The organism is Microbacterium sp. RD1, assembly GCF_052220165.1.
Taxonomy (GTDB): Bacteria; Actinomycetota; Actinomycetes; order Actinomycetales; family Microbacteriaceae; genus Microbacterium.
In genome coordinates, this window is record NZ_JBQPOL010000001.1 from 1310817 (window position 1) to 1322541 (window position 11725).

Below are 11725 nucleotides of genomic sequence, written 5' to 3' on the forward strand. Positions count from 1 at the left end.
GACCGCTTCGACGTTCAATCGGGAGGGGATGCGCCGGCGAGGGCCTGCAGTCGTCGGGCGGGGGAACCGCTGGCCGGCCGCCACCGTTGGGTGTGGTCGATCCAGCGGGGTGCCCGGATCCACGGGACTCCGCGGATCATGCGGATGTCCCACCCGCTCGTGTCGATGGTGCGGTGGTGGAACCAGCACAAGAGAACGCCGTTGTCGGTGCTGGTGGGGCCGCCGCGGGCGGCGGGGGTGACGTGGTGGATCTCGCACCACGCCGCGGGAACGTGGCATCCGGGGGTGATGCATCCGCCGTCGCGGGCAGCGATCGCTCGGCGTTGATGCGCGGTGAACACGCGCTGGGGAGAGCCGAGCTCGATGATGCGGCCGCCGTGGTCGAACACGAGACGCTGGATCTGTCCGGCGCAGCCGATGTGCCCGGCGGCGGCGGCGTCGACGGCGCCCATGTCGTCCGGGCGTTGCGTCGGAAGGAACGCGACCCCGTCGGCGCGGGCGAGCTGGTCGGCGGCGACGGTGACGACGAGGGTCGGGGGTGCCCCGCCGAGCAACGGCATGCCCTCGACCCCGGCGGCGACGGTGAGGATGCCGGCGAACGCGTCGTGACGTTGCTGGCGGGGTGTGCGCCGGTCGACGGGCTCGTCGTCGGTGGGATCGGGGTCGAACCGAGGCCCCGGCGCGTGGCGGACCTTCGGGTTCAAGAAGGCGTCGAGGAGCTTCTCCAGCTGGGCGGCGACGTCGGGCAGGAGGTCGCCGCGCAGCTTGACAACCCCGTCGCGCTCGCGGCCGATGCTGACCTCCCGCATCCGCAGGCCGCGTTCGTCGTCCGGGAGGGCGCCGTCGGGGTCGAGGTAGAGTGCCCACGTCCGCGCCATGACCGCGACGTCGTCGGCGGTTGCTGCCGCATCCGAGGGCGTGCCCGTCGCTGCGGCGACGAGCTCGGTCTCCGCGGCGGCCAGCGCACTCGGCTCGGCCGCGCCGTTCGCGGCGATCGGCGCGAGAGCGCGCACGATGACGGACGCCGCGTCCAGGCCGAGAGCGCCGGATGCCAGGGCGTCGGCGACGGCCGGGAACGCGGCGGGGAGGTGCTCGCCGGTCAGTCCGAGCCGAGGGCGCAGCGGCAGCGACGTGCGGATCCGCCCCCGTGCGGTGACGCTCGAGGTCTTCGTCAGGCGCTCGAGCAGTTCGGCCGCGTTCCGGCACCCGAGCCGGTGCGCCAGGCCGTCCGTCGCGACAGTGGAGCGGCTGCGATCAGCGATCTCCCCGGCAGCAGTGACCCGGGCGGCGTCGATGACACGCCCCAACGATTCGAGTTCGCGGACGTGGTCGAGGAGCTCCTCGTCGGTCGCGAGCGCGAGGCCCACGCCGTCGATCAACGCGTGCAGCATCCCGCGGAGGTCATCCGCGGGAGGGGCGCTCCGGTTGCCTGACATACCCCCATCCTGGTGAGGGCCACCGACATTCAGATGCCCGATTTACCCAGATCAGGTAATAATTCTGGACGACTTTCCTGACACTGCACCAGCGCCACGAAACTGCATGAACCGCAAGAGTAAGGGCCGGTCGGAGAGGCTTCCGACCGGCCCTTGTCCCTTGCACCAAGAGTGTCCTGCAATCACATGCCGGTAGCTGCCACAGCAAAACAACTACCGTGCTTGCACTCTATAACGGTGAGGTAACGGATGGGAAGACCTCGCCGTTATCTTTTTGTGATTTCGATCGGATCGCCCGCTCGCCTCGACTTCGTGGGCCCCGCGACGTGGCGCGTGATGACTCGCACGCGGTCGGGCCCCCGCGTCAGGTCGTCACGACCACCGTGTCGCCGGTGCGCGCCGACACTTCGACGGCGTCAACCAACTCCATCGTCCGCGCGACGTCCGAGATCGTCACGAGCGGCTCGGCCGTTCCCGCGACGACGTCGGCGAAATGAGCGAGCTGACGGACGTACGAGCTGCCCCCCGGCACCGCCGCATACTCCGCAGCGATCGGATGATGCCAGTCGCCGTCGGGGCGGCTGTGCCGGTGGAGCCGCACCTGCGGGAGCGTCAGCGACCCGGCCGTTCCCGCCAGAACGCAGCTGACTGCCCCGGGCACGTAGGGGAAGGCGGCGTCGTCGAGCGTCGCCTGATCCCAAGTCCACGGCGAGACCGCGGCATCCGAGCAGACGTAGGTACCGAGCGCCCCGGATACGAACTCGACGGCGATGGTCGCGGTGTCGGGCACCGCGAGGCCGCGAGCGCGCGAGGAGTATTGCGCGCGCACGGAGCGGATCTCGCCGACCACCGTGCGGAGCAGGTCGAGGTCGTGGACGGCGTTGATCAGCACGACGCCCGCCCCCGGTTCCCGCCGCCACGCCGGCTCGAAGTACGCGTCGGACTTCCTCGCCATCCAGGTGCTCGTCACCGCGACCAGGTCGCCGATCGCTCCCTCGCAGAGGAGTTCGCGGACGGCCGCCACGGCGGGGTGATGTCGTCGGTGGTGGCCGACGAGGACGGGTGCTCCGCGACCCTCGATGTCGAGGAGCGGCTGCATCGCCGCGCGCGATGTCGAGATCGGCTTCTCGACGAGCACCGCGATGCCCCGCTCGTGCGCGGCGAGGGTCGTCGCGACGTGCGCGGCGTTGGGGTTCGCGACGATCACTGCGTCGAGGCCTTCTCTCGAGCCCTCGTCGAAGAGCGCGTCGTGGGTGTCGAACGCGGACACGCCGAAATCGTCCGCCAGTTCGCGCGAGAAGGGGTCGGCGACCCCGACGAGCTCGAATCGCGCCTCGCCGGCGAGCGTCTCGGCGTGACGGCGCCCCATGACCCCGCCGCCGATGATTCCGAGGCGGAGGGCCATCACGAGACCTCGGCAATCCGGATGCGGAGCAGCTCCAGCTGCGAGGGGTCTTCGAGGGCCGAACCCACCGCGACCACGCGGGCGCCCGCGCGGAGGAATTCGGCCGCGTTGGACGCATCGATTCCGCCTGTCGCGACGAAGCGGGCCGTCGGGAACGGACCCGCCATCGCGCGCAGCCACCCCGGGCCGAGCACCGAGGCGGGAAAGGCCTTCAGCCAGGTGAGCCCGAGCGAAAGAGCCAGCTGGATGTCGGAGGGCGTAGCGACCCCGGGCAGATAGGCGATGTCGCGCTCGGCCGCGAGGGCCACGATCTCGGGATCGAGCCCCGGCGCGACGGCGAAGTCGATGCCGAGCCGCTCGAGCACGTCGAGCTGCTCGGCCGCGATCACGGTTCCCGCTCCGACGGCTTTGCCGCGCTCGCGAGCGGCGGAGGTGACGGCCTCGAGCGACGCCACGAACTCCGGCGCCTGGATCGGCACCTCGACGAGGGTGAACCCCGCGTCCCACGCACGGTGGGCGAGTGTCACGGCGTGGGCCGGCGGCATCCCTCGAAGGATCGCCATAGTGCGGTCGGTGCCGAGGAGTTCCTCGATGCGCGTCGTGGCGTCGGTCATGATGCGGCTCCGGTCGTGGCGTTTCGGGACAGGGCGAGGGTGATCACCGTGGATGCGGTGTCCCAGTGCTCCTCAGCCCGCGAGAGCAGCTCGGACAGCCGCGGGAGGACCGGAACGTCTCCGGTGACCTGTATCGCCTCGCGCGCGGCGAGGTGACCGGCCATCAGGCGTCGGGGGAGGACCACTCCGTCGAGAAGCGCCGAGAGGTATCCGGCGGCGAAGGCATCGCCGGCGCCCACCACCTCGTGCACGTCGATCGGCGGGGTCGGAACCGAGACGATGTCGTCGGCCGTCACGACCGAAGCCTCACGCGGTCCGTCCTTCACCACGAGTTCGCCGACGCCGGGGAACACCGCGCGCAGTTCCGCGGGCGAGCGCACGCCCCACAGGTGCGCCGCCTCGTCCAAGCCCACGAACACGATGTCGGCGTGCGTGCCGAGCTCCGCGAGACGAGCCGCGGCGATGTCGCGGGGCCACAGTTGCCCGCGGTGATTGATGTCGAAGCTCACGAGGCCGCCGTCGGGGCGAGGGCCGGTGAGAAGCGCCTCCAGGAGATCGTCGGCGCTGGCGGACAGTGCCGGGGTGATGCCGGAGACATGGAGCAGACGCCGCCATGGGGGGAGGAGCTCGGCGTCGGCGGGGCCCATCGCCGACGCGGCAGAATCCCGTCGGTAGTACATCACGCGGGTTCCCTCGGGCGTGATGTCTTTGAAGTACACACCCGTGGGGCGGGCCGGGTCGCGCACGACCGAGACCTTCACGCCGAGGTCGGCGATCCGCTCGGCTACGTAGCGGCCGAGAGCGTCGTCGCCGACGCGGCTCCACCAGACGGTCGGCACGCCGAGCTGGGCGAGGCCCATCGCGACGTTGGACTCGGCCCCGCCGACGTGCAGCCGGAGCCGGGCGTTCTCCGCCGTGAGTTCGACAGGTATGTCGGGCGTCACCATGACCATCGTCTCGCCGAGGCAGAGCACGTCGCACGCCGGGGATGACCCCGGCGGGGGAGCGTGCTTTGTTTCGTTCATGCAAAGTCCTCGTTTCGATTTCCCGCGGTTCCCGGCGAACGCAATTCCACGCCCGAGCGGTCGGGAATGCTGGAAAGCCCGCCGCATTCCCGGTTTTCCCCCGGAATTCCGCTGTTCGCGGAGTCACCCCGACAACGGTCGGCGTGCGTTTCCGCTCGCTCGTGGCCTCACTCTAACGAACAGGGGGTTGATTTTGGAAACGACTTCCAGAATAGAATGGCGCCACCCATGACGGCTCGGCCTGCGAGCCCTTTCCCAGGAGGCACCATGCGAATGCGACGCTCACGCGTTGTCGCCGGAGCGAGTGCGCTGGTCATCAGCGCCCTCGCGCTTTCGGCGTGCACCGGCGACGATTCTTCGTCGGAAGTCCTGAATGACGAGAACCTCGAAGGCACCGAGATCAGCGTTCTCGCCCTTCAGGACCCGTTCTTCTACGCGCTCGAGGAGGTCATCCCGGAGTTCGAGGAGGAAACCGGGATCACCGTGAACCTCGAAGGCGTCGACTACGACACCCTGAACTCCCGCGCCACGAACTCGTTCATGGCTGATCAGGGGGATATCGACGTGATCGCGCCCGACTCGATGTGGCTCTCACGCTTCGCCGAGTCGGAGTGGCTCGAGCCACTCGACGACTGGATCACGGCCGACAACGACGAGGTCCAGATCGAGGATTTCATCCCCGCGTCGCTCTACAGCTTGAGCGAATGGAAGGGGTCGCTCTACACGCTCCCCGTCGCCACCTACGGCACGAACGTCTTCTACCGTCCGAGCGTCTTCGAAGCACTGGGGATCGAGGCTCCGCCCACCGAGAGCTCGCCCGACTGGACGTGGGACAAGTACATGGAGATCGTCGAGCAGATCCAGGGCCAGAACGTGAACGGGACCGACATGTTCGGCACGGTCGTGCTCGGTTCAGGCCCGCAGCCGATCAACCACATGTACTCGCAGATCCCGGCGAGCAAGGGCGCGCGGTGGTTCGAAGCCTTCCCCGAGGCGGCGGAGTGGAACTTCACCCCCGACTTCGAGTCGGAGGAGAGCATCGAGTCGCTTGACTACTACAAGCAGCTCTTCGCCAACTCGCCGGCGGAGGCGGTCAACTACGTGTGGTTCGACGCCGGCACCCGCTTTGGAGCAGGCGACATCGGGATGATGTACCACTGGTCGGCCTACAACTACCTCGTGCAGCGCACGGAGTACATGGGCACCACCGAGTCGCCGGCCGCGGACGACTACGCGATCGCTGCGCTCCCGCAGCAGCCCGGCGTGGACCAGGCCATCAACATCGGTGGCTTCGCGTTCGGTGTGGGTGCGAACTCGCAGAAGAAGGCGGCCGCGTGGGAGTTCGTCAAGTGGGCCACGAGCGCGGAGACTCAGAAGGAGATGGCCCTGCTCGACATGCGCCAGTTCTCAGACTTCAGCCGCGAGTCGCTTTACGAAGACCCCGAGCTCCTCGAGGCCTACCCCTACCTCCCGTCGCAGCTCGACGTGATCTCGCAGGGCAACGGCAAGGCCGTCCGCCCGCCGATCCAGAACTACGCGACGCTCGAGGAGTCGATCGGCAACACGCTCAACAGGATGCTGGTCAACGACGTCTCCGCGGAGGAAACCGCCAGGACCCTCAACACCGACGTCACGACGATCAACGAGGATGAGGGCTTCATCCCGTGGAGCGGCGAGAGCTACGACGACACTCCGGAGCGCACGCAGGAGCTGATCGACAAGCTCAGCGCCGGGTGAGTCCCCGACGCGCCGGCCCGCCGCCCGCGGGCGGGCCGGCGCGTCGCCACATCCTCATCCCCGCACCCCGAAAGGCCATCATGGCGATCGACACCGATCCCGACACCCGCACCCACGCCTCGGCGCATCCCATCGTCGCGGTTCGGCGCAGGTCGCTCGGTGCCCGCTTCCTCGGCGGGCCGTTCCCCTGGCTCATCCCGAGCATCGTGGTGCTGCTGATCGTCAGCATGTACCCCTTCGTCTTCGCGGTCGTCAACAGCTTCCGCTTCTACAACCTGGGCGTGTCCAACCGCCCCGGCGACTTCATCGGGTTCGCGAACTTCGCTCGAGCCCTTACCGATCCCACGGTCCTCCAGTCCATCTGGCAGACCGTCGTCTTCGCCGTCACCGTCACCGCGATCGAGGTGATCCTCGGGATCCTCCTCGCGCTTCTGCTCCGTCAGGCGCTCTTCGGCGTGAACGTCGTCCGCTCGATCCTCATCCTCCCCGTCGCCATCGCCCCGGCTGTCGCGGGCCTGGCCTTCCGGAGCATGTACACGAACGACACCGGGTTCATCGCGGTGCTGCTCGAACGCATCGGCATCTCGGTTCCCGACGCCGGCATCCTCGGCGACCCCGCCACGGCCATGCCGGCGCTGATGTTCACCGACGTGTGGCAGTGGACCCCGTTCGTCGCACTCATCGCGCTCGCCGCCATGCAGGGGGTTCCCGAGGACGTCGTGGAGGCCGCCCGCGTGGACGGCGCCGGAGGCGTCCGCATCCTGTGGTCGGTGACCCTGCCCCTTATCGGGACGGCCCTCGCAACGGTCGCCATGCTCCGCTTCATCCAGTCGTTCAACGTCTTCGACATCATCTACGTCCAGACCCGCGGCGGCCCAGGCGGGAGCACCTCGACGATCGGCTTCGAGGTCTTCATGGCCGGGCTCAGCCAGTACAACATCGGCCTCGCGTCGGCGCTCACCATGATCGCGTCGATCATCGTGGGGGTCTTCATCAACATCTATTTCTACGTCTCGAACCGGAAGGCGGACCGCTATGCGTAAGCTCACCCGCCCTCTGCTTTACCTGGCGCTCGTCGTCACCGCGCTGTTCTTCCTTTTCCCGGTCGTGTGGATGCTGCTCATGGCGATCCGCCCCACGGAGATCACCGCCAACGATCCGCTGCAATTCGTCTTCGTGCCCGACTTCAGCCCGTTCGTCTACCTCATGACCAACGGCGGCGGCTTCAACTCGCTCATCGCGAGCATCGTGCAGGCGGGTCTAGCGACGCTCATCGCGCTCCCGATCGCGATCATGACCTGCTACGGCTTGACCCGCTGGCGTTACCGGGGACGCACGATCCTCGGACAGTGGTACCTCACGCTGATGCTGGCGCCCCCGGTCATCTTCGTCATCCCTCTGTTCATCATGCTGACCTCCATCGGCGTCGTCGGCACGAACTGGGCGGCGGTCATCGCGTTTCAGACGTTCTCGATTCCCCTCGCCGTGCTACTGCTCAAGAGCTTCTTCGAGGAGCTCCCGGTCGAGATCGAAGAAGCGGCGATGCTGGACGGCTGCTCGCGCGGCCGCATCCTGGTGCAGATCTTCCTGCCCGTGCTGCGTCCTGGCCTTCTCGTCGCGGGAATCTTCGTGTTCTGCTTCGGGTGGAACAACCTGCTGTTCGTCATGCCGCTCACGAGCGGCTCGAGCGTGCCACTGACGGTCCGCGCCCTCAGCTTCTACGCCACGAGCGGCGTCAACTGGACCTACATCGGCGCCACCGCGGTCATCAGCATGATCGTGCCGATGGTGCTCTTCTTCATCTTCCGCAAGCACATCGTCAGCGGCCTGACCTTCGGCGCCGTCAAGTGAACTCTGAAAGGAACACGGGAATGACACTCCGCGACCAGCTCCTCATCGGCGGCGAATGGGTCGACTCCGCCAGCGGAGAGGTGTTCACCTCGACCGATCCATCGACCGGCGAGGTCATCGCCGAACTCCAGAAGGGCAACGTCGACGACGTCGATCGCGCCGTCGCTGCCGCCCGCGAGGCCGCGGCCGTCCTCCGCGGCACCGGCGTCGAGCAGCGCGCCGCATGGTGCGAGGCGGTCGCCGGCGAGCTCGAGCGCCGCGTGGACGAGATCGCCGCGGTGCTCTCGGCCGAGCAAGGAAAGCCAGTCGGCGCCGAGGCGCGGGGCGAGGTCCTCACCGCCGCCAAGGGCTTCCGCGACGCGGCCGGTCACGTCCGTCACCTCGACGGCACGATCCCCTTCGCGGAGGACCCGAACGTCCGGGTGCTCAGCATCCGCCGTCCACGGGGGGTGTACGCGGTCATCACGCCGTGGAACTTCCCGGTCAACATCCCCACGGAGTACCTCGCTCCCGCGCTGGCCACGGGCAACGCGGTCGTCTGGGTTCCGGCTCCCACGACGTCCCATGTCGCGGTGCTCCTCGCCGAGGCGATCACGGCGGCGGGGGTTCCGGCCGGGACGCTCAACCTCATCACCGGCCCCGGCGCCGTCGTCGGCGATGCCGCGGTCGCGCACCCTGGCGTGGATGCGGTGGGCTTCACGGGCTCTACCGTGACGGGGCAGAGCATCGCCCGTCGCGCCGCCGGGAAGCCGTTGCTGTTGGAACTCGGCGGCAACGGTCCGACGATCGTCCTGGACGACGCCGACCTGCCCAAGGCGGCCGCGGCGATCGCCTCCGGCGCATACTTCAACGCCGGTCAGACGTGCGCGGCTACCGAGGTTGTGCTCGTGGAGCGTTCGGTGCACGACGAGCTCGCCCGCCTCGTGACCGAGGAGGCCCGGAAGGTGCGACTCGGCCGGCCCGACGATGCCGAGACGACGATGGGCCCGCTCAACAACGAGCCCACGGCGGCGAAGACCGACAGTCACATCGATGACGCCCGCCGCCGCGGCGCGCAGGTCCTGGAGGGTGGCTCACGCAAGCCGGAGCTGGGAAGCGACCTCTACTACAGCGCCACGGTGCTCTCCGAAGTCGACCCGCTCGCCGACATCGTGACGCACGAGACGTTCGGCCCCGTGGTCCCGCTCGTTCCCGTCGACTCCGCCGAGGACGCGGTGCGGATCGCGCAGGCGCCGCAATTCGGGCTCTCCAGTTCGGTGTGGTCGCGGAGCGCATCGCGCGCGTTCGCGGTGGCGGAGCAGCTTCGGGCCGGGATCGTCAACATCAACGAGTCGTCGACCTACTGGGAGATCCACATCCCCTTCGGCGGCGGCAGCGGCACGATGTCGGGACTCGGGCGCCTGGGCGGTATGCACACGCTCCTGGAGATGACCGAGATCAAGACCATCACCTTCGACACCCGCTCGTTCTGAGCCATCTCATCCAACGATAAGGAGAAACAGGAATGTCGGAAAAGCTCAAGGTCGGCGTCGTCGGCCTCGGCATCTGGGGACAGAACCACCCGCTCGTCTACAACGACTACCACCGCAGCGAGATCGCGGTCGTCTGCGACATGAACGAGGATCGCGCGAAGGAGATCGCGGCGAAGTATGGCTGCGACTGGACGACGAGCGTCGAGGAGCTCGCCGCGAGCGACATCACGACCTTCAGCGTCGCAACACCTGACTTCGCGCACTTCGAGCCGGTCTCGACACTCTTGAAGGCGAACAAGAACGTCCTCGTCGAGAAGCCGCTCACGACGAACCTGGAAGAGGCGCGCGAGCTGGTGCGGCTGTCTGACGTCTCCACGGGCATCTCAATGGTCGACTTCCACCTGCGCTGGAGCCCGGAGTGGTCGCTCATCAAGGACACCGTGGAGGAGGGCGGCATCGGAAAGCCTCATATGGGATACATCCGCCTCTCCGACGCGATCGAGGTCGCCCAGAAGTGGCTGTCATGGGCGGGGAAGTCCGGGCCGCACTGGTTCCTCTACCCGCACCTGTTCGACCTCATGAACTGGATCGTGGGGGAGGAGCCCCAGTCGATCTACGCGACGGGTCACAAGGGCATTCTGGCCGGGCAGGGCGTTGACACCTATGACGCGATGCAGACGATGGTGAGCTTCCCCTCCGGTGCGAACGTCGTCGTCGAGACGTCGTGGGTGGTGCCGAACTCCAACCCGAGCGTCACGGACTGCCACATGGTGCTCTACGGCGAGACCGGAAAGGTCGAATACGACCAGGACTTCTCTGGCCTCTCCTTCGCGACCCAGGAGAAGTACTTCTACCCATGGGTGCCGCTCGGAAAGCCCGACCGCTGGGGCAAACTCGACCACTACATGTACGCGCCCATGAAGTACTTCGTCGATTGCGTCCTGGACGGCGTGACCCCGGAGTGCACCTTTCGTGAGGCCATGGTGAACACGGCGATGATCGAGGCGGCGCTGACCTCGATCGACACCAAGCAACCGGTCCAGCTCGCCGATCTGATCAAATGACGGCGCTCCCGGGCGCCGGGGGTATGACCCTCGAGGCAGCTCAGCCGGGCATCTGGCGCTACTCCGAGGCTCTCGGCCTCGCGCCGGAACTCGCCTGGCTGAGCCTCGGGGAGTCGATGACCCCGGTCGTGCGCGACCCGAGGCTCGCCGGGGAACTGGGCCTCGGCGATGTCGTGCTGAAGCTCGACTCGCTATGCCCGACCGGGTCGTTCAAAGACCGATTGGTCGCGGCCGGCGTCGCGCGGGCGGTGGCCGACGGTGCGAGCGGCATCGTCTGCGCATCCAGCGGCAACGCTGCGGCGTCGACCGCGGCGTACGGCGCTCGGGCCGGGCTACCGGTGATCCTCGTCATGCCCGCGAATACCCCGCCGGGGAAGATCAGCGCCAGCGCCGCCTACGGGTCTCGCGTGCTCCTCGTGACCGGCGATTACAGCGAGTCCTTCCGTGTTGCGGCGGAGATCGCGCGGACGCAGAACCTCGTCAACGTCACGACCACCTACGTCAACCCGCACGGTGTCGACGCTCTCCGGAGCGTGGCCTTCGACCTCCATGGGCAGCTCGACGACACCCCCGACGCGATCGTGGTTCCGACCAGCGCGGGGCCGCTCGTGCACGGGGTCGTAGCCGGCTACGAGGACCTCCGCGCGCGGGGTCTGGTGGGCCGCATCCCGCGTGTGATCGCGGCGCAGCCGGCGGGATGTTCTCCGGTCGCCCGGGCCTTCGAGGCGGGCGACGAGGAGGTTCGCGAGTGGGAGACGGTCACCACGACGGTCTCGGGGCTCGACGACCCGCTCCGCGGCTATGCCGGCGACGGCACGCGCACCCTGCGCGCGTTGCGTCGGAGCGGCGGGGTCGCGGTGGCGGTCGAGGATGCGGTGGCCGACGAGGCTCGTGCCGCGCTGGCTCGCCGCGCTGGTGTCTACGCCGAGCCGGCGGGATCCCTCGGCGTCGCGGCGCTCCCGGCGCTCGCGCGCTCCGGGGCCGTCGCGCGCGGCGAGCGCGTGGTTTGCCTCATCACGGGGAATGGAATGAAAAGACCGTTGACGCCCGACGCCGAACCCGTCCGCGCCGAGAGCGCTGACGAGGCGCTGGCGATCGCGGCGCAGTGGGTGGAGTGAGGT

Annotated in this window: 10 protein-coding genes; 6 read left to right on the forward strand and 4 right to left on the reverse strand. The window is 68.4% G+C overall.

What is annotated here, in order from left to right:
* Positions 1-14: 14 nt before the first annotated feature.
* The 4 genes from ACTU3I_RS06330 to ACTU3I_RS06345 all read right to left on the reverse strand — a co-directional run bounded on the left by ACTU3I_RS06330 (position 15) and on the right by ACTU3I_RS06345 (position 4480).
* Positions 15-1436, reverse strand: a complete 1422-nt coding sequence (locus ACTU3I_RS06330; protein ID WP_442924810.1) for a DUF222 domain-containing protein — start codon at positions 1434-1436, stop codon at positions 15-17.
* A 364-nt stretch (positions 1437-1800) separates the two neighbouring features.
* Positions 1801-2841, reverse strand: coding sequence for a Gfo/Idh/MocA family protein (locus tag ACTU3I_RS06335; RefSeq protein WP_442924811.1), 1041 nt, complete (start codon positions 2839-2841; stop codon positions 1801-1803).
* Positions 2841-3455, reverse strand: a complete 615-nt coding sequence (locus ACTU3I_RS06340) for a bifunctional 4-hydroxy-2-oxoglutarate aldolase/2-dehydro-3-deoxy-phosphogluconate aldolase (RefSeq protein ID WP_442924812.1) — start codon at positions 3453-3455, stop codon at positions 2841-2843. Before ACTU3I_RS06340 ends, ACTU3I_RS06335 begins: the two co-directional genes overlap by 1 nt.
* Positions 3452-4480, reverse strand: coding sequence for a sugar kinase (locus tag ACTU3I_RS06345; RefSeq protein ID WP_442924813.1), 1029 nt, complete (start codon positions 4478-4480; stop codon positions 3452-3454). The genes ACTU3I_RS06340 and ACTU3I_RS06345 overlap by 4 nt, the downstream gene beginning before the upstream one ends.
* A 273-nt stretch (positions 4481-4753) precedes the next feature.
* Between ACTU3I_RS06345 and ACTU3I_RS06350 the strand changes: the two genes are divergently transcribed.
* From ACTU3I_RS06350 to ACTU3I_RS06375, 6 genes are read left to right on the forward strand one after another with little or no spacing between them, the layout of a single operon-like run.
* On the forward strand, positions 4754-6217 hold the full coding sequence (locus ACTU3I_RS06350; protein ID WP_442924814.1) for an ABC transporter substrate-binding protein: 1464 nt from the start codon (positions 4754-4756) through the stop codon (positions 6215-6217).
* Positions 6214-7260, forward strand: a complete 1047-nt coding sequence (locus ACTU3I_RS06355) for a carbohydrate ABC transporter permease (protein ID WP_442924815.1) — start codon at positions 6214-6216, stop codon at positions 7258-7260. Before ACTU3I_RS06350 ends, ACTU3I_RS06355 begins: the two co-directional genes overlap by 4 nt.
* Positions 7253-8068 (forward strand): carbohydrate ABC transporter permease, encoded by an 816-nt coding sequence (locus tag ACTU3I_RS06360; RefSeq protein ID WP_442924816.1) that lies wholly within the window; start codon positions 7253-7255, stop codon positions 8066-8068. Before ACTU3I_RS06355 ends, ACTU3I_RS06360 begins: the two co-directional genes overlap by 8 nt.
* 20 nt (positions 8069-8088) lie before the next feature.
* The gene (locus ACTU3I_RS06365) at positions 8089-9540 is read left to right on the forward strand and encodes an aldehyde dehydrogenase family protein (protein WP_442924817.1); all 1452 of its coding nucleotides are present in this window, start codon (positions 8089-8091) and stop codon (positions 9538-9540) included.
* Between the two features lie 32 nt (positions 9541-9572).
* On the forward strand, positions 9573-10604 hold the full coding sequence (locus tag ACTU3I_RS06370) for a Gfo/Idh/MocA family protein (protein ID WP_442924818.1): 1032 nt from the start codon (positions 9573-9575) through the stop codon (positions 10602-10604).
* Positions 10601-11722 carry a pyridoxal-phosphate dependent enzyme gene (locus ACTU3I_RS06375; protein ID WP_442924819.1) on the forward strand — a complete coding sequence of 374 codons (1122 nt, stop codon included), beginning with the start codon at positions 10601-10603 and terminating at the stop codon, positions 11720-11722. The genes ACTU3I_RS06370 and ACTU3I_RS06375 overlap by 4 nt, the downstream gene beginning before the upstream one ends.
* The last annotated feature ends 3 nt before the right edge of the window (positions 11723-11725 follow it).

Coding starts and splice junctions, on each gene's coding strand:
- ACTU3I_RS06330 (WP_442924810.1), bottom strand. CDS start 1,436: ATGTCAGGCAACCGGAGCGCCCCTCCCGCGGATGACCTCCGCGGGATG.
- ACTU3I_RS06335 (WP_442924811.1), bottom strand. CDS start 2,841: ATGGCCCTCCGCCTCGGAATCATCGGCGGCGGGGTCATGGGGCGCCGT.
- ACTU3I_RS06340 (WP_442924812.1), bottom strand. CDS start 3,455: ATGACCGACGCCACGACGCGCATCGAGGAACTCCTCGGCACCGACCGC.
- ACTU3I_RS06345 (WP_442924813.1), bottom strand. CDS start 4,480: ATGAACGAAACAAAGCACGCTCCCCCGCCGGGGTCATCCCCGGCGTGC.
- ACTU3I_RS06350 (WP_442924814.1), top strand. CDS start 4,754: ATGCGACGCTCACGCGTTGTCGCCGGAGCGAGTGCGCTGGTCATCAGC.
- ACTU3I_RS06360 (WP_442924816.1), top strand. CDS start 7,253: ATGCGTAAGCTCACCCGCCCTCTGCTTTACCTGGCGCTCGTCGTCACC.
- ACTU3I_RS06365 (WP_442924817.1), top strand. CDS start 8,089: ATGACACTCCGCGACCAGCTCCTCATCGGCGGCGAATGGGTCGACTCC.
- ACTU3I_RS06370 (WP_442924818.1), top strand. CDS start 9,573: ATGTCGGAAAAGCTCAAGGTCGGCGTCGTCGGCCTCGGCATCTGGGGA.
- ACTU3I_RS06375 (WP_442924819.1), top strand. CDS start 10,601: ATGACGGCGCTCCCGGGCGCCGGGGGTATGACCCTCGAGGCAGCTCAG.